Annotated in this window: 19 protein-coding genes and 1 pseudogene; 10 read left to right on the top strand and 10 right to left on the bottom strand. The window is 64.8% G+C overall.

What is annotated here, in order from left to right; all coding sequences use genetic code 11:
- The 4 genes and pseudogenes from HZI36_RS26235 to bla form a co-directional block, all read left to right on the top strand.
- Positions 1-2946, top strand: a 2946-nt coding sequence (locus tag HZI36_RS26235; protein ID WP_179405588.1) for an autotransporter outer membrane beta-barrel domain-containing protein, incomplete at its 5' end; no start/stop codon positions are given.
- 204 nt (positions 2947-3150) lie between these two features.
- Positions 3151-5454 (top strand): amylo-alpha-1,6-glucosidase, encoded by a 2304-nt coding sequence (locus HZI36_RS26230; protein ID WP_179405587.1) that lies wholly within the window; start codon positions 3151-3153, stop codon positions 5452-5454.
- A gap of 72 nt (positions 5455-5526) precedes the next feature.
- Complete coding sequence (locus tag HZI36_RS26225) at positions 5527-5802, top strand: hypothetical protein (protein ID WP_179405586.1); 276 nt, start codon at positions 5527-5529, stop codon at positions 5800-5802.
- Positions 5803-6204: 402 nt separating this feature from the next.
- A pseudogene (gene bla / locus HZI36_RS26220) lies at positions 6205-7096 on the top strand (class A beta-lactamase).
- A gap of 398 nt (positions 7097-7494) precedes the next feature.
- Here bla and HZI36_RS26215 read toward each other — a convergent pair.
- The 5 genes from HZI36_RS26215 to HZI36_RS26195 all read right to left on the bottom strand — a co-directional run bounded on the left by HZI36_RS26215 (position 7495) and on the right by HZI36_RS26195 (position 11558).
- Positions 7495-8877: an ATP-binding protein gene (locus tag HZI36_RS26215; RefSeq protein ID WP_179405585.1), complete on the bottom strand. Its 1383-nt coding sequence runs from the start codon at positions 8875-8877 to the stop codon at positions 7495-7497.
- Positions 8874-9536, bottom strand: a complete 663-nt coding sequence (locus tag HZI36_RS26210) for a response regulator (RefSeq protein WP_179405584.1) — start codon at positions 9534-9536, stop codon at positions 8874-8876. Before HZI36_RS26210 ends, HZI36_RS26215 begins: the two co-directional genes overlap by 4 nt.
- A gap of 197 nt (positions 9537-9733) precedes the next feature.
- On the bottom strand, positions 9734-10219 hold the full coding sequence (locus HZI36_RS26205; protein WP_179405583.1) for a hypothetical protein: 486 nt from the start codon (positions 10217-10219) through the stop codon (positions 9734-9736).
- A gap of 5 nt (positions 10220-10224) precedes the next feature.
- Positions 10225-10548, bottom strand: coding sequence for an STAS-like domain-containing protein (locus HZI36_RS26200; protein WP_246327230.1), 324 nt, complete (start codon positions 10546-10548; stop codon positions 10225-10227).
- Complete coding sequence (locus HZI36_RS26195; RefSeq protein WP_179405582.1) at positions 10545-11558, bottom strand: ATP-binding protein; 1014 nt, start codon at positions 11556-11558, stop codon at positions 10545-10547. The genes HZI36_RS26200 and HZI36_RS26195 overlap by 4 nt, the downstream gene beginning before the upstream one ends.
- Positions 11559-12209: 651 nt before the next feature.
- On the opposite strand from HZI36_RS26195, the gene HZI36_RS26190 reads away from it, so the two are divergent.
- Entirely contained in the window at positions 12210-12473 is a 264-nt protein-coding gene (locus tag HZI36_RS26190) for a YodC family protein (protein ID WP_179405581.1), read from the top strand.
- 26 nt (positions 12474-12499) lie between these two features.
- Here HZI36_RS26190 and HZI36_RS26185 read toward each other — a convergent pair whose 3' ends face one another.
- Positions 12500-12838: a superinfection immunity protein gene (locus HZI36_RS26185; protein WP_179405580.1), complete on the bottom strand. Its 339-nt coding sequence runs from the start codon at positions 12836-12838 to the stop codon at positions 12500-12502.
- A 226-nt stretch (positions 12839-13064) separates the two neighbouring features.
- Here HZI36_RS26185 and HZI36_RS26180 point away from each other — a divergent pair, with 226 nt between their 5' ends.
- Positions 13065-14519 (top strand): M20 family metallopeptidase, encoded by a 1455-nt coding sequence (locus HZI36_RS26180; protein ID WP_179405579.1) that lies wholly within the window; start codon positions 13065-13067, stop codon positions 14517-14519.
- Positions 14520-14679: 160 nt separating this feature from the next.
- Positions 14680-15258 (top strand): NnrU family protein, encoded by a 579-nt coding sequence (locus tag HZI36_RS26175; RefSeq protein ID WP_179405578.1) that lies wholly within the window; start codon positions 14680-14682, stop codon positions 15256-15258.
- 35 nt (positions 15259-15293) lie between these two features.
- On the opposite strand, the gene HZI36_RS26170 is transcribed toward HZI36_RS26175, so the two are convergent.
- The 3 genes from HZI36_RS26170 to HZI36_RS26160 form a co-directional block, all read right to left on the bottom strand.
- Complete coding sequence (locus HZI36_RS26170) at positions 15294-16031, bottom strand: sulfite exporter TauE/SafE family protein (protein ID WP_179405589.1); 738 nt, start codon at positions 16029-16031, stop codon at positions 15294-15296.
- A 135-nt stretch (positions 16032-16166) separates the two neighbouring features.
- Positions 16167-16481: a hypothetical protein gene (locus tag HZI36_RS26165; RefSeq protein ID WP_179405577.1), complete on the bottom strand. Its 315-nt coding sequence runs from the start codon at positions 16479-16481 to the stop codon at positions 16167-16169.
- A 91-nt stretch (positions 16482-16572) separates the two neighbouring features.
- Positions 16573-16845 (bottom strand): DUF4148 domain-containing protein, encoded by a 273-nt coding sequence (locus tag HZI36_RS26160; protein WP_179405576.1) that lies wholly within the window; start codon positions 16843-16845, stop codon positions 16573-16575.
- Between the two features lie 676 nt (positions 16846-17521).
- Here HZI36_RS26160 and HZI36_RS26880 point away from each other — a divergent pair.
- The 3 genes from HZI36_RS26880 (at position 17522) to ribB (ending at position 21561) form a co-directional block, all read left to right on the top strand.
- Positions 17522-17791 (top strand): hypothetical protein, encoded by a 270-nt coding sequence (locus tag HZI36_RS26880; RefSeq protein WP_218884352.1) that lies wholly within the window; start codon positions 17522-17524, stop codon positions 17789-17791.
- 1044 nt (positions 17792-18835) lie between these two features.
- Positions 18836-20305, top strand: coding sequence for a carbohydrate porin (locus tag HZI36_RS27415; protein ID WP_179405575.1), 1470 nt, complete (start codon positions 18836-18838; stop codon positions 20303-20305).
- A gap of 134 nt (positions 20306-20439) precedes the next feature.
- Complete coding sequence (gene ribB, locus HZI36_RS26145) at positions 20440-21561, top strand: 3,4-dihydroxy-2-butanone-4-phosphate synthase (RefSeq protein WP_218884350.1); 1122 nt, start codon at positions 20440-20442, stop codon at positions 21559-21561.
- Between the two features lie 104 nt (positions 21562-21665).
- Here the strand turns inward: ribB and HZI36_RS26875 are convergent.
- A partial coding sequence (locus HZI36_RS26875; RefSeq protein ID WP_218884348.1) for a hypothetical protein occupies positions 21666-21904 on the bottom strand: 239 nt, incomplete at its 5' end.

Below are 21904 nucleotides of genomic sequence, written 5' to 3'. Positions count from 1 at the left end.
GGCACGAACGTGAATCTCGGCGCGAACGCGCTGACGATGAACAACGCGACCAATGGCACGTTCGGCGGTTCGATCGGCGGCACGGGTGGCGTGACGCTGAGCGGCCCGGGCACGGAAACGCTGACGGGTGCGAACACGTACACCGGCGGCACGACGATCAACGGCGGCACGCTGGCGCTCGGTTCGGGTGGCAGCCTGGCATCGACGAGCCCGGTCGATCTGGCGGGCACCGGCGCGACGTTCGACATCAGCAACGCAACGGCGCCGCAGTCGATCGGCACGCTGACGGGTGTCAACGGCACGAACGTGAATCTCGGCGCGAACGCGCTGACGATGAACAACGCGACGAACGGCACCTACGGCGGCACGATCGGTGGCACGGGCGGCGTGACGCTGAACGGTCCGGGCACGGAAACGCTGACCGGTGCGAACACGTACACCGGTGGCACGACGATCAACGGCGGCACGCTGGCGATCGGCACGGGCGGCAGCCTGGCATCGACGAGCCCGGTCGATCTGACGGGCAACGGCGCAACGTTCGACATCAGCAACGCAACGACGCCGCAGTCGATCGGCACGCTGACGGGTGTCACGGGTTCGAACGTGAATCTCGGCGCGAACGCGCTGACGATGAACAACGCGACCAATGGTACCTATGCCGGCACGATCGGCGGCAACGGTGGCGCACTGACGGTGACGGGCCCGGGCACGGAGACGCTGACCGGCGCGAACACGTACACCGGCGGCACGAACCTGAACGGCGGCAATCTGGCCGTCGGCAACAACTCGGCGCTGGGCACGGGCGCGCTGAACGTCAGCGGCGCGGGCACGCTCGGCGCGAGCGCGCCGACGACGCTCGCCAACGCGGTCAACCTCGGTAAGGGGTCGACGCTGACGGTGAACGGCTCGAACGATCTCGGCCTGAGCGGCGTGATTGCCGGCCCGGGCGAGCTCGTGCAGAACAGCACGGGCACGACGACGCTGAGCGGCGCGAACACGTACACCGGCGGCACGCTGATCGACAGCGGCACGCTGGCGATCGGCCCCGGCGGCAGCCTCGCGTCGACGGCTCCGGTGCTGCTTGCCGAACCCGGTGCGACGTTCGACATCAGCGGCGCAACGGCGCCGCAGTCGATCGGCACACTGTCCGGCGCGAACGGCACGACGGTGAACCTCGGCGCGACCGCGCTGACGCTGACCGGCTCGAACGGCACGTTCGGCGGCGCGCTGACCGGCACGGGCCCGCTGACGCTGTCCGGCGCCGGCACCGAACTGCTGACCGGCACGAGCACGCTGTCCGGCCCGACGACGGTCCAGGCGGGCACGCTGGCGGTCAACGGCTCGCTCGCGAACTCGCCGGTCACCGTGCAGAACGGCGCGACCGTCACCGGCAGCGGCACGATCGGCGGGCTCTACGTGTCGAGCGGCGGCACCGCGTCGGTGCCGCAGCCCGGGCAGACGCTGCACGTCGCGGGCAACGTGACGTTCCAGCCCGGCTCGACGTTCCAGGTCGGCGTGAATCCGCAGCAATCGGGGATGATCGCGGCGACGGGCAACGCGACGATCAACGGCGGCACCGTGCAGGCGGTGGCGGCGCAGGCGACCTATCAGGCGAACACGACGTACAAGATCCTGAGCGCCGGCGCCGGCGTGACCGGGCAGTTCTCCGGCGTGAACTCGACGTACGCGTTCGTCACGCCGACGCTCAGCTACGACGCGAACGACGTCTATCTGCGTCTCGCGACGAACGGCACGCCGTTCACGTCGGTCGCGACGACGCCGGACCAGTCGGCCGTCGGCGGCGCGCTCGGCACGCTCGGCGCGGGCAGCCCGCTCTACACCGCGCTGCTCACCACCGACGCGCCGACCGCGCGCGCCGCGCTCACGCAGCTCGACGGCGACCTGTATGCGACGACGAAGAGCGCGCTGCTGCTCGACAGCCGCTACGTGCGCGAGGCGATGGTCGATCGCGCGCGTCAGGGCGTCGCGCCGAGCAGCGGCCCGCTCGCGGCGCTGTCGCAAGGCGGTGGGTCGCTCTGCGACAACGGCGCCGCGCACGGTGACGCGAAGCCCGGCCAGTCGCAAGGCTCGGCGGATGCGTGCGTCGGCGGCACCCCGTATCGTCCGGTGGTCTGGGGGCGCGTGTACGGCAGCAGCGGCCGGCTCAGCGGCAACGGCAACGCGTCGGGTGTCGATCGTCATCAGGAGGGCTTCATCGCCGGTGCCGACATGGCAGTGAACGACCAGGTGCGCGTGGGTCTCGCGGGTGGCGTCACGCACGGCTCGCTCGATGCCGACGACAATGCGTCCGCGTCGATCAACAGCTACTACCTCGGCCTGTACGGCGGCGCGCAGTACGGCGCGTTGGGCCTGCGCGGCGGCGTCGCGCAGACGTGGTACCGGATCGATACGAACCGCAATCCGGCGTTCACGGGCTTCAGCGATCACGACTCCGCCGGCTATGGCGCGAACTCGACGCAGGTGTTCGGCGAGGTCGGCTACGCGCTGCCGGCGGGCGCGTACGCGTTCGAGCCGTTCGCGAATCTGTCGTACGTGCATCTGCATACGAACGGGTTCACGGAGAGCGGCGGCGCGGCTGCGCTGAGCGGCGGGGCGACGTCGCAGGGCGTCGTGTTCTCGACGCTCGGCGTGCGGGCCGCGACGCAGCTCAACGTGAACACGACCGGCAACCTCGGTGCGCATGCGATGGTCGGCTGGCGTCACGCGTTCGGCGACACCTCGTCGACGTCGGCGTTCGCGTTCAACGGCGGCAGCTCGGCGTTCCAGATCTCGGGCGTGCCGCTCGCACGCGACAGCGCGGTGCTCGAGCTCGGACTCGACGTGAATGCGACGAAGAACCTGACGCTCGGCGTGTCGTACAGCGGTCAGTTCGGTAACTCGATGCACGACAACGCGCTGCTCGGCAACATCCTGTGGAAGTTCTGACCATCGAAGAGTAGGGGCACGAGGGAGGGCGAGCGGGCCGCTCGCGGCGTCAATGCCGCGGGCGGCCCGCTTTCTTTTGGGCGGGGCGTGCGGCGCACGTGGATTGCACGAATCGCATGTCGCTGCTTGCCTGCCGCGATCTGTCCTATTCTGTGCGGACATGCGCCGCACATGTCCGCGCGGCGCGCAAGACGAGGAGGATGCATGCCGACGAGCCAAGCAGACGACACCACGCCCCGCGCGCCGCGGGCCGCATCCGCCGGCGAGGCGCCGGGCGCCGCGTTCATCGCGCCCGAAGCCGATCCGCAGACGAGCACGCGCGGCAATCAGTACGTGCTGAAGTCGGGCGACGCGTTCGTCGTCAGCGACACGCTCGGCGACATCGGCGGCCGCGACGACGGCTTCTTCGTCGACGACATGCGCGTGCTGTCGCAATGGCGGCTCACGTTCGGCGGCCGCGCGCCGTCGCTGCTGTCGGGCGCGACGAGCGCCGACAACGCGTCGTTCACCGCGCACCTGACGAACCGTCCGCTGCCGCCGCTCGGCGGCCACGAGACACCCGAGGGCGTGATCCACATCGAGCGGTTGCGTGTGGTCGCGGGCAATGTGCTGTACGAGATGCTGTCGCTGACGAACTACGGGCTGAGCGATGCCGAGGTGCCGCTGTCGCTGTCGTTCGCGGCCGACTTCAAGGACATGTTCGAAGTGCGCGGCACGCGTCGCGACCGGCGCGGCAACATCGCGCCGCCGGCCGTCGAGGCGGGCGAGGTGCGGCTGCGCTACGACGGCCTCGACGGCGTCGAGCGCGCGGTCGCGATCCGCTTCTCGCCGGAGCCGGACGCGCTGTCGGTCGATCGCGCCGACTACACGCTGACGATCGCCGCGCAGGCGTGCGTGTCGATCTACGTGACCGCCGAGGCGACGATCGCGTCCGCGGGCGCCGCTGCGCCGTCGGCGGCGTCCGCGGCCGCGAATATGCCAGCGAATGTGGCCGCGGCCGCGAGTGCGCCCGCGATACCGCCCGCGATACCGGCCGCGGCGGGCCGCGCGTCGGTGCGCGCGGCGCTCGTCGGCGTGCACCGCGCGATGCGCGCGCGCCGCGCGACGATCGCGCGCGTGCGCACCAGCAATCCGCTGTTCAACGCATGGCTCGAGCGCTCGCTCGCCGATCTCGGGCTGCTGACCACGCCGCTCGACACCGGCCCGTACCCGTACGCGGGGATCCCGTGGTTCTCGACGCCGTTCGGCCGCGACGCGATCGTCACGTCGCTGCAGATGCTGTGGTTGCAGCCGTCGCTCGCGCGCGGCGTGCTGCGTTTTCTGGCCGCGCATCAGGCGCGCGAGACGTCCGCGTTCCGCGACGCGGAGCCGGGCAAGATCATGCACGAGTTCCGCCGCAGCGAGATGGCCGCGACGGGCGAGGTGCCGTTCGCGCTGTACTACGGCGGCGTCGACACCACGCCGCTGTTCGTCGTGCTCGCGGGCGCGTACGTCGAGCACACCGGCGACGATGCGCTGATCGACGAGCTGTGGCCCGCGCTCGAGCGCGCGATGCAATGGGTGATCGACAAGTGCGACCGCAATCCGTACGGGCTGCTCGACTATCAGCGCACGTCGGAGCGGGGGCTTGCGAACCAGGGCTGGAAGGACAGCCACGACTCGGTGTTCCATGCGGACGGGCGCTTCCCGGACGGGCCGGTCGCGCTCGTCGAGGTGCAGGCGTATGCGTGCGCGGCGCTCGACGCGATGTCGATGTGCTCGCAGCGGCGCGGCCACGCGGCCGACGCGACGCGCTACGCGCTGCGCGCGAAGACGCTGCGCGAGCAGGTCGAGGCGCTGTTCTGGATGCCCGAGGCGAACTTCTACGGGATCGCGCTCGACGGCCACGGCGAGCTGTGCCGCGTGCTCGCGTCGAATGCCGGCCATCTGCTCGCGTTCGGGCTGCCGGAGCCGGCGCGCGGCGAGGCGGTCGCGGGCGTGCTCGGCTCCGCGCTGTTCCAGACCGGCTGGGGCGTGCGCACGCTCGCGGCCGGCCAGCCGCGCTTCAATCCGATGGCGTACCACAACGGCTCGGTCTGGCCGCACGACAACGCGCTTGCCGCGCGCGGCCTCGCGCGCTACGGCGACAAGGCCGCCGCGCTGAACCTGCTGCGCGCGCTGTTCGAGGCCGCGGTGAGTTTCGAGATGCGGCTGCCCGAGCTGTTCTGCGGCTTTCCGCGCCGGCGCGGCGAGCCGCCGACCGCGTATCCGGTCGCGTGCCTGCCGCAGGCGTGGGCGGCAGGCGCGCCGTTCATGATGCTGCAGGCGTGCCTCGGCGTCAGCGTCGACGCGTCGCGCCGCGAGGTGCGGATCGAGCGCCCGGCGCTGCCGGAAGGTGTCGACTGGCTGCGGCTCGACGGACTGCGCGTCGGCGACGACAGCGTGTCGCTGACGTTCCGCCGCGTCGACGGGCAGGCGGTTGCGTCGGCCGAGCCGGGTACGCGCGTGAAGGTGGTGTCGATGCTGTGACGTTCGCGCGACGTTTCGCGCGGCACGGCATAGAATCGGTGCATCCCATTCGAATTCTGGCGGAGGCTGACGATGACGACCGACAACACGCGCGGCGGGAGCGACGAGAGCGGCAAGAACGGCGAGAGCGACAAGCTCGAGGATCTCGAGGCGGCGGTCAACCATCTGCATGAATCGATCGAGTCGCAGAGCATCGCGGCCGGCGCGGCGAAGGGGATCCTGTTCAGCCTGATCGAAACGCTCGGCGCGCTGATCGGCGATCCCGATCTGCCGGAGCACGCGCGTTCCGGCTACGAGGCGCTACGCGACAAGGCACGCGACCTGCGCGGGACGCTCGAGAAGCATTGACGTGAGTTGACGCGAAGGCGGCGCGGCGCGGCGGGATTGCGCCGCCGGCCGGCCGTTGCCCGTCGTCGCTGGCCGTTGCCCGTAGTCGCCTATGCTGCCCATTTGCGAATGCGTCGGACAAATCGCTGCGCGCTCAATGGGTTAGATCGCGCATGCGCAGGATATCCACAATCTTGCCAACAGAATCTGTGGACAAGCGGCATCCGATGGCTGCGCGATGCTGGGCGATGCGCGCGCATCGCGCATCGGCATGGCCGGGATGCGCGGCGTGCCGCTGCGGTGACGCGCGATGGGAATCCCCATCCGATCAACGGCTTAGGTGCCGGGTACCCAGGATATCCACATCGTTGCCAACAAAATCTGTGGAAAACTCGCGCCTTTTTTTATGAGAGAACCACCGGCATGATCCATTCTTCGCAACGCCGCCTCCTGCTCCTGGCCGCCGCGACGGCGCCACTCGCCGTTGCCGCGCGTGCGCGCGCGTCGACGCCCGACGATGCCCGACGATGCCGCGCGCGCATCGCTCGCGGCGCTCGAGCGCGCGGCGGGCGGCCGTCTCGGCGTGTGCGCGCTCGATCCGGCGAGCGGCCGTGACGTGCGTCATCGCGCCGACGAGCGCTTTCCGTTCTGTAGCACGTTCAAGACGATGCTGAGCGCGGCCGTACTCACGCGCAGCGTCGAGCTTCCGGCGCTGATGCAGCAGCGCATCGCTTACGCGCGCGGCGACCTCGCGCATTACTCGCCGGTGACCGAGCGTCACGTCGGCGCGGGGATGACGATCGCGGAACTCTGCCGGGCGGCGCTCCAGTACAGCGACAACACGGCCGCGAACCTGCTGATCAGGCAGATCGGCGGGCCGCCGGCGGTGACCGCGTTCGCGCGATCGATCGGCGACCACGCGTTCCGCCTCGACCGCTGGGAGACGCAGCTGAACACCGCGCTGCCCGGCGATGCGCGCGACACGACGACGCCCGCCGCGATGGCAGAGAGCCTGCGCGCGCTGCTGCTCGGCGATGCACTGCCGGCCGCGCAGCGCACGCAACTCGTCGACTGGATGCGCGGCAACACGACCGGCGACAAGCGGATTCGCGCGGGTGTGCCGGCGGGCTCGCAGGTCGCGGACAAGACGGGCACCGGCGACTACGGCGCGTCGAACGACGTCGGCGTGATCTGGCCGCCGTCGCGCGGGCCGGTCGTGCTGACCGTGTACTACGTGCAGTCGCGCGCGCACGCGCAGCCGAACGACGACGTGATCGCGGCGGCGACGCGCATCGTGCTCGCGGCGCTCGGCTGAGCGACACGCTGCGGGTGCCGCAAGCGTGACACGCGACACAAAACGTTGCGCGCTCAACGACTTGCGCGCGGCATGCTCAGGATATCCACATGCTTGTGAACAAAATCTGTGGATAGAGTGGCGCACGGCTAGTGGCGCGTGGTTAGCGGCGCGCAGCCGCTGCCCAAATCGTGACGCCATCGGAAAAGTCTTTGCGATCAACGGCTTGAGTCGGGTATGCGCAGGCTATCCACATCGTTGCCAACAAAAACTGTGGAGAAGTCGCGGGCGGATCGCGCCGATCCCGCCTTCGCGCGGCGCGTGTGCGTCACGGATGGCAAACGCCGTCGGATCAATGGCTTAACGATGCGGTGCTCAGGATATCCACAAGCTTGCCAACAAAATCTGTGGACAACGCGTCACGCCGCTCGCGCACTCGCGCCGAAGCGCACGGTGACCGTGAGGCCGTGCCCGCCGGCGCTCGTCGACAACGCAACCGTTGCGCGATGCCGCTCGGCGATCCGCTTGACGATCGACAAGCCGAGGCCGCTGCCCGGCGTCGACGTCTGCACGTCCGCGCCGCGATAGAAGCGCTCCCACACGTCCGCGTGCTCGGCCTCCGGAATGCCGGGGCCGTCGTCCGACACTTCGAGCACGGGCGAGCCGTCGGCGCCGGCGCTCGCGCTCACGTCGACGCTTGCGCCGGCGCCCGCGTAGCGGATCGCGTTGTCGACGAGATTGTTCAGCAGCACGCGCAGCGTGTCCGCATTGCCGTCGACGACGACTGGCGACGACGGGCCGACCACGCCGAGATCGACACGCTGCGCATCGGCGATGCGCGCGCGGTCGACGACCACCGAGCGGCACAGCGCCGCGAGATCGACCGGCGCGAACCCGGTGTCCTGCGCGTCGGGCTCGATGCGCGCGAGCGTCAGCAACTGTTCGGCGAGATGCGCGAGCCGCGTCGTGCCGGAGTGAATCTGCGCGAGGATGCGTTCGCGCGCGTCGGGCGTCGTCGCGCGCTGCAGCAGTTGCGACTGGATCGACAGCCCCATGATCGGCGTGCGCAGCTCGTGCGCGGCGTCGGCGATGAAGTGGCGCTGCAGCGTGAACGACCGATCGAGGCGCACGAGCAGATCGTTGATCGCCTCGGCGAGCGGACGCACTTCGTTCGGCATCGTCGTGATGTCGACCGGTTCGAGATTGTTCGCGTTGCTACGTTTCAGGCCTTCGGCGATCGCGCGCAGCGGCCGCAGCCCGTAGCCGATGCCGAACCAGAGGCCGAGCGCGAGCACCGGCAGCAGCGACAGCACCGGCCACAGCAGATGCACGGCGATTCCCGCGATCGCCGCCCAGCGCGCGCGCCGCGCCTGCGCGAGGCGGATCGTCGTGCCCGCGCGCTGCGTCACGTACGTGCGCCACGACTGGCCTTCGACGTCGAGCGTCGCGATGCCGGGCTGCGCGGGCGGCGGCAGCCCGGCGTCGTTGTCGGTCGAATACACGAGCGTGCCGTTGCGCCAGACCTGCAGCAGCACCGCGTCGAGATCGTCGGCGCGATACGGATGCACGCCGGGGCCGCGATTGCGGAACGACAGCGTGCCGTCCGTGCCGACGACGATCTGGTTCGACATGCTGCGCATCTGGTCGTCGAGGATGTCGTCGAGCTCGCGCAGCACGCCCCAGTAGGTGCCCGCGCTCGCGAGCACGCCGAGCACGCACGCGGCGGGCAGCAGCCAGAGCAGCAGCCGGCGCCGCAGCGAGATGCCGGGCCAGTGCGCTTTCGCGCGATGCAGTGCGTTCATCCGCGCTCGCCGATCCGGTAGCCGACGCCGCGCACCGTCAGGATCATGTCGTGCCCGAGCTTCTTGCGCAGGTTGTGGATGTGGACCTGCACCGCGTTGCTCTCGACTTCCTCGCCCCAGCTGTACAGACGTTCCTCGAACTGCTCGCGCGAGATCACCGCACCGGGGTCGCGCATCAGTTCGTGCAGCAGCACGAATTCCTTCGGCGACAGCGTGACTTCATCGTCGTCGAGCCAGACCTGGTGCTTGATCGGGTCGAGCCGCAGCGGGCCGATCGACACCGTGGTCTGCGCGCGCCCCGCGTGACGGCGGTTGACCGCGCGGATGCGCGCGAGCAGTTCCTCGAGCGCGAACGGCTTCACCAGATAGTCGTCGGCGCCGCTGTCGAGGCCCGCGATGCGGTCGGACAGCCCGTCGCGCGCGGTGATAACGATCGCGGGCACCGTATCGTCGCGGCGGCGCAGCGCGGAGAGCACCGACAGCCCGTCGCGCTTCGGCAGGCCGAGATCGAGCAGCAGCAGGCCGTAGCCGGTGGTGCGCAGCGCGAGCGTCGCCGCTTCGCCGTCCTTGACCCAGTCGACCGCGAAGCCTTCCTGTTTCAGGCCTTGTTCGAGCCCGCTGCCGATCAGCGGATCGTCCTCGACGAGCAGTACGCGCATGACTTCGTGTTTCTCCGGTTGGGCGCCGTGGCGGCGACCGATGGCCCTCATGATAAACGGGCGGGGCTTAGCGGACGCTTAAGGACGGGGCGGGAGAGTCGCAAGCTGGTGCTCGCCCAAGAATCGGAGTCAACCTTGAGTTGGGCGAATGACCCTATTTCAAATCGCGATGCGGGGCCGGCATGGCGTATGGCGGACTAATTGAATTCTTTCAGCAGCGCCGAATAAAGGCCATCGATGAGCTTGAGTCCTGCGGAATGTTGCTTCGCGAGGATTGTGGCGAGCTCTTGCCCCACAGGACGTACGGCAGACTCGAATTTCTCCCCCGTCACGGCATCGAAAAACTGCTCGCGGACGCTTTGTATCTCGACGGGAGGCTCGGCCGGGAACTCGCCAAGGTTATGACAGTAAAGGCGATCAAACCGGCTATCCAACGCTTTCATGCTCATTTTTATGTTGAGCGCGCGCTCGTGCGCCAGATCGGACGCCGGGGCCGTCGCGTAATACGATCGCAGTTCCTTTCCAACATCCTTGACGATGTTTTCCAGCTCCGAAATCTCGGATCGAACCTCCTTGCGAAGTTCGCGCCGATTCGCTTGAGCGTTAGAGATGAACCATCCAACCGTCACAAGCAGCCAAGGAATGGCCGACCCATAGTCTTTGATAAAGCTAGCAACGGACATGCAGCTCAGGCGACAACGGCGCCGGCATCGTCAATGTATCGCCAGATGCGCTTTTGGTGGGTTGGCGAGCCCGAGACAACTCGCAGACGATTGTGGAGATCCCTGGCGGCGAATCCCAGCCGGACTAGGCCACCGAAGGCTTCTTCCAAAAACGATGAGCCGAAGGCGAGGACGTCGCCAATGTCTACTTCGACAACCTCGTTGTTGCGAAGTGCGGGCGCAAGAAATTCCTCGCGGAAGCGTTGTCCGGAGTGCGGGCCGTCGGTGTAATAGCGGCCGCCAGGTTCATCTGAATAGTCTTTGGCTATCGAAATCATCTTGACGTTCATGGCTGCACTCCGGGGCGAAACGCCAACTCCCAAAGCAGCAGAGTCCCGGGAAGCGGTTTGGCGAACGACACCGTCGACTCGACGCGATCCACGGCACGATACGTCCATCCGCCGTCGTTGCTTAGAATCGAAAGGCCGCCCTGCAAAAGGTTGGTCGAGAATTCTAGCATCTCGGGCAGTCCCTTGCCGCGGTGTTTGAGGCGCGTACTCGTACGAAAGCTGTTCGCGGCCACCTTTATCAGCCTAGCATCTTTGAACCGCCTCAGCGTGACATAGTCGACCCATTCGGGTTTGCGGCGAAGTGACTCAGGGATCGAGACGCCATGGTCATAGATTGCCACAAAAAGCTTGTCATCTTTGAACTGCGAAAGCATCCACCATTTGCGCATCGCAGGTGGCGGCAGCCTGTCGTTCTCGAACTCATAGGCGTGACTCACGGCGTTCGTAACCGCTTCGTTCAGGCAGTCTCCAAAAAGAATCGGCTCCGGATGCTGAATGCTCGATCTGACGGCCGTCGTCAAATCTCTGTAGCCGCCGGGCTCGACCTTGTTCCCACTGAAGAAGAACCAAAATTTCACATGGTCGTGAGTCACTTGGAGGCGCGCCGGGAGTCCGAGCGCCTCGAGAATTCCGAAGTGTTGGAACAATTGCTCTACAACTTCATCCTCTGGGTAGGTCGCCGACAGCTTCCCTGGGTGCATGTGACACCAAATATCCAGCTTTGCCAGGAACATCAGCGTTCCGCACGGATGCATCTGCTTGATCGGCTTGAAGTCCAGCCTCACGTGAGCGCCACGCTGCAACCATGAGGTGACGTCCTGGAAGAACGTGAAGATGCCGCGTCGATAGTCATCGCGCCTAGCCATGAATTTTTCGGGCGCACGGATCGTCACCCTCTCTCGCGCGACGCGGAACGACTTTTTCCGAGTCGGCCGGCTCGTCATATTGTCGAGCGTTCGGCGTGCGCACCGATCCAGATAGATTTTTTTTGTATACGGAATTCGTTTCATGCATGGGCTGCGATGCCGCCTCGCAGCAGGCCCTGATTGTTATCGTGCAGCGTACCCGGGCGCTGCAGACGCCCGCTGCGGCAATTATATCTTCGCCGCCAAGGCTCAACTACTTGCGCGGAAACCTCACACCAAAGCCCGCCGCGAGCGTGCTTTGGTGTGCCCGGGGCCCTTCGCCTGCGGGCGCTGCCCACGCGCACCACAAGTCGCGCGCCTTCGCCGCGAAGTTACTTCCGCGAGCTGTGGTGCCCGCGATCTGCGCCGCCACAACTCAGGCGAGCGGCCATCTCAGGCTCGCGACGAGGGCGGGCGCCGTGCCGCGCGCTTCGATCGTCGGATGCGATTTCTGGCGTGATATCGTGCGCGCGCTGAATTAACAGTTTTACTGCCAGTTAATCAGATTGTTGCTATACCGGGAATATGACATCCGTATTGCAAGCGCTTGTCCGGATGGTGTTTTTTTAAAGGTGACACATTGATTTCGCCATGCTTTCGGGAAAACCCGGTGCGAATCGGACATATTCGTGTCGTTTTCGCGATTATCGCGTAAATGGGAGTTGCTGATTTATTTTGTGATTGTTAATCTTCGTTCCGGCAGGAGATGCCGGCGCCGACAGGCCGGCACAATCGTACAAATATTCTGAGAGAGCCATGACGATTCACCGAGACAATCACCGTACCAGATTCCGCATCGGCGATGTGGTGACACTGAAGTCGGGTGGTCCCCGCATGACGGTCATCTTCGCGGGCGTTTTCGATGACGCGGACGAACTCGTTTGCCAGTGGTTCGACGAGCGCGGCCATTTCCGTCAGGAGACGTTCCATCGCGACGTGCTCGCGCCGCAACCGCGCGCGATTCCGGCTGGTCTCGCCCGCCTGCGCATGCAGGCCCGTCGCTACAGCCCGGCCGCGTAATCCACGGCTACACCGCCGCGATTGTCTCAGTGCGGCGAATGGTGCGAATGGTGCTTGTGCGTCCAGCGCTCCTGCGCGACGATGCGCCGCTGCACGCGCTCGACGAGCCCGGCCGAGAAGATCCGCATACTGTGTCCGCGCCGGTTCGCGTGGATTTCGTTGACGACATCCGGTGACGGGTTCGGCTGACACGCCCAGTAGAGCGTCAGCAGCCAGCCGATGCCGGTCCACGCGAACAGCGCGTTGAACAGCGCGATCGTCAGCGCGTCGTGGCGGTGCCGCCGGTCGGCGACGAGCGCCGGGAGGAAGTAAAACCCGATCGCGACAACGGCGCCGGCAACTTGAATCGGAATCTCGGCCTGCATGATGAGGCTCCATCCGGGATTGCAATGTGACTGATTGTCGCGCTTTTCCCGTTTACGTGCGTGCAACGAAGTGTTGCTACATCTTTCACTATAGGCGTCCGGGAGCCGCGTTTCGCCGGTGATCGTTGCCCGTGGTGAAACGCTCACGGCGCGGGCCCGCCACGTCGCCGGCGGGCGCCAACGGCGCTATCATCGGTGTTTTCGTCAGTCCGAACCGGCCGCCCCCATGACTTCCGTCGATACCGCTCCCGCCCTCGATCACGACAAGCTCACCGCGTTCGTCGAACGCAAATGGAACGACGAGATCCTCCATGCGCTGACCGACTACATTGCGATTCCCGCCAAAAGCCCCGCGTTCGACCCGGACTGGGCGACGCGCGGCTATCTCGAGCGCGTCGTCGCCGACGCCGCGCAGTGGGCCGAGCGCCAGCCGGTCAAGGGCCTGAAGCTCGAGATCGTGCGCCTGGCCGGCCGCACGCCGGTGATCTTCTTCGAGACGCCCGCGACGCGCGCGGGCAGCACCGACACGATCCTGCTCTACGGCCACCTCGACAAGCAGCCCGAATTCGACGGCTGGCGCGCCGATCTCGGCCCGTGGACGCCGAAATTCGAGAACGGCAAGCTCTACGGCCGCGGCGGCGCCGACGACGGCTATGCGATCTACGCGAGCCTCGCGGCGCTCGGCGCGCTCGACGAGCAGGGCGTCGAGCGGCCGCGCTGCGTCGGCCTGATCGAGACCTGCGAGGAATCCGGCAGTTACGATTTGTTGCCTTACGTCGACGCGCTGCGCACGCGGCTCGGCCAGGTGTCGCTCGTCGTCTGCCTCGACTCGGGCGCCGGCAACTACGATCAGCTCTGGCTCACGACGTCGCTGCGCGGGCTCGTGTCGGGCGACCTGCAGGTCGAGGTGCTCGAAGAGGGGATCCATTCGGGCGTCTACGGCGGGATCGCGCCGTCGAGCTTCCGCGTGATGCGGCAGCTGTTCGAGCGGCTCGAGGATGCGTCGACCGGCAACCTGCTGCCGCGCGTGTTCCACTGCGAGATTCCGGCGAGCAAGCTGCACGAGGCGGACGCGACCGCCGCGATTCTCGGCGACGCCGTCTGGAAGGGGCTGCCGTGGGCGTGCGGCGCGGACGGCAAGCCGGTGCTGCCGACGACGACCGACCCGCGCGACGCGCTGTTGAATTCGACGTGGCGGCCGTCGCTGTCGGTGACGGGCGCGGCTGGGCTGCCGCCGCTCGCCGACGCGGGCAACGTGCTGCGTCCGCGCACCGCGTTCAAGCTGTCGCTGCGGCTGCCGCCGCTCGTCGATGCCGCGCAGGCGGTGCAGCAGTTGAAGGCACTGCTGGAGCTCGATCCGCCGTACAACGCGAAGGTCACGTTCAAGCCCGATGCGGGCGCGGCGACCGGCTGGGCCGCGCCCGATCTCGCGCCGTGGCTCGCGGGCTCGCTCGACGCCGCGTCGCGCCGGCATTTCGGCGCCGACTGCGCGTATATGGGGCTCGGCGGCACGATTCCGCTGATGAACGTGCTGCAGGCGGGCTTCCCGTCCGCGCAGTTCATGGTGTGCGGCGTGCTCGGGCCGAAGTCGAACGCGCACGGGCCGAACGAGTTCCTGCACGTGCCATACGCGAAGAAACTGACGGCGGCCGTCGCCGACGTGATCGCATCGGCGCGGTAACGCGTTTGATTCAACCGCTTCAACCGTCTCAACCGTCTCAACCGCTTCATCCGCTTCATCCGCTTCATCCGCTTCATCCGCTTCATCCGATCACGCGAGCGCGCGCCGGCCGGGCGCGCTGCATCGCGCCCCGCATTCCCATTCATGACGGAGACAACCGATGCTCGTGCTGATTCTCGGTTTGGTGATCTTTCTCGGTGTGCATTCGATTCGGATCTTCGCGGACGACTGGCGCAGCGCGCAGATCGCCCGCTATGGCGAGCGCGGCTGGAAGGGGCGCTATTCGATCGCGTCGGGCGTCGGCCTCGTGCTGATCATCTGGGGTTACGGGCTCTCGCGCGCGGATGCGGTTCAGCTATGGGTGCCGCCGATCGCCGCGCGGCATCTGACGGGCCTGCTGACCGCGATCGCGTTCGTGCTGATTGCGGCGTCGCACGTGCCGAACAACCGTATCAAGTCGATCGTCGGCCATCCGATGCTGGCCGGCGTGATGGCGTGGGCCGTCGGGCATCTGCTCGCGAACGGCACGCTGAACGCGCTCGTGCTGTTCGGCGCATTCCTCGTGTGGTCGTTCGTCGATTTCCTCGCGGCGCGCGCGCGGGATCAGAAGGCCGGCGTCCGGTATCCGGCCGGCGGCGTGCGCGGGAACGCGGTCGCGATCGCGTCCGGCCTCGCGGTCTGGGCCGTGTTCGCGCTGTTCCTGCACCGCTGGCTGATCGGCGTTCAGCCGTTCGGCTAAGCCGTTGGGCTAAACTGCCCGGCAAACGGCCGACGTCAGATCGGCTTCACGAACAGGCCGATCGTCAGCGCGATCCCGATACAGACGATTCCGATCCTCAGCAGGCGCTCGTTCACGCGATGGAGCGCCCACGAGCCGAGCAGCCCGCCGACGATCGCGCCGGCGCCGAGCGCGAGCGCGGGGCCCCAGTGCAGTTGCGGCGACGTCACGAACAGCACGACGGCCGACGCGTTCATCACGCCCGCGAGCGCGTTCTTCGTCGACGCCGCGTGACGCGGCGCGAGGCCCGCCATCGTCAGCGCGGCCATCATCAGAAAGCCGATCCCGCCCCCGAAATAGCCGCCGTAGATCGCGATCAGGAACTGCGCGAGCGCGGTGCCGGCCGTGCCGAGATGCACGGTCGCCTCGCCGGGCTTGCGGAAGAAACTGCCCCACGCGAACACCCCGGTCGCGAACAGCACGAGCCACGGGACGAGGCGCGCGAAGATCGACGACGGCGTTTTCAGCAGCAGCAGGCCGCCCAGCGCGCCGCCGACGATGCTGACCGCGAACAGCGCGCGGAACGACAGCGCGGCCGTGCCGCGCACGTTCTGGCGGCTCGCCCAGCCGGTCGTGACCTGGCCGGGGAACAGCGCGACCGTCGACGTGATGTTCGCGGCGAGCGGCGACATGCCGGCGACGATCAGCGCGGGCAGCGTGACGAACGAACCGCCGCCGGCGAGGGAGTTCTGCAGCCCGGCCCACAGGCCGGCCAATATGACGAGGAGGAGCATCATCGCGGGCGTCGATCGAGAGGTTGGCCGGGCGTGGAGCAGGCGCGGCGGGACGCACGATGTTAATCCAGGATCGGGGGCGGGGGAATGGCCGGCAAGCGGGCCGGCGTGTCGATCACGGCCGTGCGGCGGCGATCACAGTGTCCGATGGCATTCGAATTGCAGTTGAATCTTCTGATACGGTGCGCCGCCGACGAGGGCTTCCGACCGGGTGCTTTCACGCATGCCGAGCCGCGCGCAGTAACCGGTGGCTTCGCTCGCGGCTTTCGCATGGGCGTTCGCCCACGCGAGCGGCGCCATGCTGGCCGCGGACGTCACAGTGTAGACGTCGGGTTGGCTGGTGGAGGTGACGGTCGAGGTGCTGGCGCAGGCTGCCAGAAGCAGCGTGACCGACGCGAGCGCCGCGAGCGCGCTCGATCGCAGCGCGCGATGGAGAAAAGAAGCCGGCATGGTTGGTTTTTGTGTGGAACGGGTGGCCGCCGATGCGGGCGCGCCGCCGGTGCGGGCGCCCGCCGGAGGCGAACGGGAAAGGAGGCGGGGCTTACTTGCCGGATTCGGTGGCGGCGCCGCCGTCGTGGCCGTAGCCGGTCTGGTCGGTTTGCGGCATCGCGTGCTGATTCGAGATCTTCGCTTCGGCTGCCTGGAGGCTTTCCGGATAGAACCAGTCGCGCGGGTTGTAGCCGGCCTGTTCGAGCTGCTTCAGTTCCGCGCGGACCTGAGCCCGGGTGACCGGCTGGTTCGTCTGCTGCGCGTAAGTGACGATCGGCACGCTGAGCGCCAGCGCGACGGCGAGGGTTTGGACGAGCGATTTCATGATCATTTCCTCCGCGTTTCTGCGACGAGACGACGTTGTCTCGAGTCGATGACCGAAGTCTAGGTTCGCCCGTGCGGTAGATAAAGGCCCGCTGTCCGAACTCAGTGTCGTGTGCGAAGCAACAATAGGCAGGTCAAGCCAAGCCGCCCACGCCACGTTTGGGCTGAGTCATGACGGCCGTAGCCCGACGAACTAAAGTTGCGCTATTTCTGCGGTATTGACGATTGTGTTGCGCTTGTGCAGACCTCGGCCGTCCGCGGTGGGCTTTCCGGCCTGTCCGCCGTCAAGAATCTGGTAGAAGGCGATCCGGTGCGGTTGTCGTCGATTGTGAGCGGGGTGATCTAATGGCCGCGAAGAAACATACGATGAGGCCGTGTAATTCACCGTGGTGGTGAGGGAGAATTCCGCGAATCCGTCTGTTGATCCAGGAACAGCCCGCGCGGCAGATGTATTTCTGAATCGCATTGCGCACCGCTATCCGGTGAGTCGGGCAATGCTCTTCGGTAGCCGTGCTCGACACGACAACACCGACGAGAGCGATGCTGATCCACCGGATTGTCGACTTTGAGCGCGACCAGAAGGCGGGCGCCTTCAACCGAACGGAAAAGTGTATGCGTTGGAGCATCGTTCATTCGAGGCCACCTCGGATTGCGTCGTGAGTTATCGGGAGGGAGCAATGATCGACCATCGCGGGCCGCTTAACAGCATCTTGAGGCGCCCGTCGCGCGAATCGACGCCGGAATGTTTTCGCAAGGATGTGGGGCCGCTGCTCGTCGCGATGTGGGCGCAGGATTACGCGAGCTATGCACCAGATTGCGAATTGCTCGAAACATCGGATGCGGGCTTTTCGTATCTGTTCGACGTCGCGGCTGAACGTCTCGTGGCTGCATGGGGGGCAGTAGGGGCCGAAATCACGAATCGAGAGCCGTCATTGCGACGCGAATGAAAGGGCATCCGCTCGATAACAGCGGCCGCTATCATCGCGGGCACGCGATCGCTCGCACGCTGGGTGGTCGTACCGACATCAACCTTGTTCCGTAGTTGGGAAAAATCAACTCGGATCCGTTCAGGGCACTCGAGGCCAGGGCGGTTAGTTCTCCTGGCGCGTTGTACTTCACTTATTGGCGCTGTGGTGTCGGCAATAGCCGGGTGCCCACCGGCGTCGAACAGGGGCCCCTATGTCCGGGCGAGTCGGCCTGTGCGTTCGCGCTGAAGACATTCGAGAACCAGGAAAAACGTATGCGAACTGAAGCCCATCTCCAGCAATCTGCGTCGTAGGCGACTAGGCGGCTCATCATCGGTCGCAAGGGCCGTCAGTGCGGAATGGCATCGCTGAAGCACGGGCCAGTGCCGACTTTCTACTGGCTCGTCTCGATACCGTTATCGGGCTTGCTCGACTCTCGAATTCAAGGAGAGGATCCCGCGCGAGCGATTGTCGACACGTTGTCAGGTTGGACCAACCACGGCGATGTCGGCAGCACGTTTGGCGCAACGCTTGGGTATACGAGTGAATGTTGAACCGCGCTACAACGTCCCCGTTTGACGGCCGTCCCTTCTGTAAGTACTCAGCTGACGATTGGACGTTCGTTTCGTATGTCGCCGTCCAGCTTAGCGCACTGCTGTTACTGTTGCGGGTTCCATAACAAAAACGCGCATTCGACGCCGATCGTGGTCACGCTCGACGACCACGAAACGAAGATCGCGGCCGACGATGACGTACCGATGGCTGCAGGCTGCATCACTGATGGCGGACCGCTTCAACCGCAGGTTTATACCGAGCAGGCCAAGGTGATCAGAAGAGCCACAGATATCTGGCCTGCCGAGGCGCTACCCACGTATGTTACGGCATTTTCATGTAAGGCGATTTCGCCTATCGACGTCGGACGGAATGCAAGCCGTGATAGATGCACCTATTTTTTTTGCGACACGAAGACGAACATGACTCCCAGTACCAGTAACTGGCCGCTCAAAAAATTAGGAGGAGACTGTGGTGCCATATTGGTTTGCAGCAAAAACTTCGCCGTCGAATCTCAAGGCAATTGCGCTTGCGTGTCTGCTTTCCGTCGCCGGAACGTCCGAATGTATGGCGGATGCGCAAACGCAGGTGAATACGTCCGCGCCAGACCCACAGGTGCCGGCGGACACGCCCGCGCCGAATGCGTCCCTCGCGCAATCGGGACTAGCCCCGGCGGTTCCAGCCCCGGAAGGTTTACCGCCGATGGAAAATATGGAATGCGCGAGATTCGATAAGTACAACACCCGTATCATGAGCACGATCTATTTGCCGTCAGTGTGCGATACAGTTGCCCCAAACCTGTTCGGCTTTCGGGAATTCCTGGCAGATCATGGCTGGGGGATCCAGGCATCGACTTCGCCGGTGTTCGATTATGATGTGTTGAATGGGCATCGTGGCGGGGCGCAATACTACGCGGGGCAAACACCCAGCGCCTATAACATCAGCAATGTCTATGTCACATACGATCTGAGCCGAATTGGATTCCCGGTGGGCGCACAGTTTACTGGCAGTGCGTCGAATATCTTTTCAGACGGTCGCACGGGCGAGGCGCCTGTTATGCACCCGGCGATGACCACAATGGGCATTGTTCAACCACTGCTCGATAATACGTTAGAGCTCAAGGCGGGTTATCTGCTGACGATTCAAGACTTTGTCGGCATGAATCTGACTGGAAACGCAGGATCTGCGGCGCAAGGTCTGTCCAGCGTGATTCCTGCGATGGCCGGTCTCAGCGTATATACGCCAACTCCGACCGCAGAAATTACGGTTCGTGACCCATGGACCAAGAATTTTTATAATCATTTCGGAATTTCAAGAAGCGTCAGCCCCGACGGCTCGCTGGTGGAGTTGGGGCAAAATCCCACTGGCTTCCGTTGGCGCACCCCAAATACAAAAGCGCTATTCATTGACGAAATCGGATATAAGACTGGAATGACTCAGGGGGGAGGTCTGCCCGTTTGGGCTCGAGCTGGTGTCATCTACAACACAACGAACTACACGCGGTTCGACGGGAGTGTGGCTAACAACAACCACGCCTTTTACGCCGGTGCCACGGTGCAGCTGACAAAAAATGCCCATAACCCGGGCGGTCTCAATCTTGATATCAAAGTTGACGCGGCGCCATCGGATCGAAATTTCTTTACGAAGGATTATTCGATCAACCTGTTTTGGGTCGGTCCATTTGAAAATCGACCGTTCGATATGTTTTCGCTTGGGTTTAGCCAGACTTTTGAGAGCCGCGACTTGCAATCCTTTGAGGCGGCTCATGGGGTTCAGAATACGTCGACAGTTTCAACCGATGTATCGATTTCATATTCCTATCGTGTAAGACCTGGCATTTATCTCATCTCGACGGCATCTCTGGTAACCAATCCGGGAACAGTAATGGCGCCGAAACTTCCGACTGCTCTCATCGTGAATGAGAAAATAATATTCTCGTTCTAAAGAGTGCGTAAAATATGAGGCTGACTGGTTCTAGCCGGTGAGCTTCATTTAATTTCAACGTCCGCAAACGTCGGATGCGAGCAGCGCACGAAGCGACTGTCGACGGAGAATCAACTGTGCGAAAAGAAGCAAGTATGTCCACTGAATCCCGATCCTACATTTGTCCGCCTCAGGAAATTATCAACGAAGCGCGTAACGGACGCATGTTCATTTTGGTCGACGACGAGGATCGTGAAAACGAAGGCGACCTCGTTATTCCTGCCCAGATGGCGACGCCGGAAGCGATCAACTTCATGGCAACCCACGGCAGGGGATTGATTTGCCTGGCCTTGACCGAAGCACGAGTTGAACAGCTTGAGCTGGAGCCAATGAGCCGAACTAATGGAACGCGCCATGAGACGGCCTTCACGGTCTCGATCGAGGCACGCGAAGATGTCAGCACAGGCATTTCAGCCGCGGACCGCGCGCGTACGATCTCTGTCGCCATCGATGCCACAAAAGGGGCGACCGACATCACCACGCCTGGTCATGTCTTCCCCTTGCGTGCACGCAATGGCGGCGTTCTGATTCGAGCGGGTCATACCGAGGCGTCAGTGGACGTGGCGCGTCTGGCCGGACTGAATCCTTCGGGAGTGATCTGCGAGATCATGAAGGACGACGGCACAATGGCTCGCATGGGAGATCTCATCGAATTCGGTAAGCGACACAATCTGAAGATCGGTACGATTCGGGATCTGATCGCCTATCGGTTGCGACACGACCATCTGCTCGAACGCAAGGTTACCGCGACATTTAGAAGCAAATGGGGCGGCGAGTGGCTAGCCTATGTGTTCTGGAATAAAGCCACCAAGACTGAGCAAGTCGCACTGGTCAAAGGCATTATCGATCCGAGCCGCCCGGTTCTCGTGCGGATGCACGCCTTGTCTCTCTTCGCTGATGCCTTTGGTGAATCGGGTGAAGAGTCAACCTATTTAGCTCGGTCGATGGCGATGATTGCCGAGGAAGGGGCGGGAGTTGTGGTCATCATCAACAAACCTCGTGCGGATGCGTTCGCTACCGCAGTTCGACTTCGCGATCAAGATGATCATGACGCCGAGGTGCAAGAGCTTCGTGACTACGGCGCAGGAGCCATGGTGCTAGCCGAACTCGGCATTCAAAAGATGATCCTGTTATCGAATCATCGGCGCAGTCTAGTTGCCGTTTCGGGCTACGAGTTGTCGGTGACGGGCGAGCGTCCGATCACCGCACCCGCGTAAGAGCACCTGTGGTTGGTCAGCCGAGCGGTGCTCTACGCAGGAGGGGGGATGTCGCACCCCTCCTGATGTTGGAAGCCGCTAAAGAATGACTACGACCACGTGACTTAGTCGACAGGTGAAACGAGATCTTCGCCTCCGATCGCAGCTTTGCTGTTCAGCAAGAACATGGCAAAGCAACCTGCCAGCACGATGATCCCGAGCGACGAGCCTATCCGGAACCTTGTGTGTGAGGCATAAACTGATGGCCAAGGAGCCACTTTATGCCACGCAAACGCAAGGAAGAAGTGACGATTGAACCGGGCAAGGGCTTGAACCTTGACCCGGAGCTGATCAAGCAACTGGT

The organism is Burkholderia guangdongensis, from assembly GCF_013403875.1.
GTDB lineage: Bacteria > Pseudomonadota > Gammaproteobacteria > Burkholderiales > Burkholderiaceae > Burkholderia > Burkholderia guangdongensis.
Note: the sequence above shows the minus strand (reverse complement) of the source record. Positions and strands in the feature narration are given on the sequence as shown.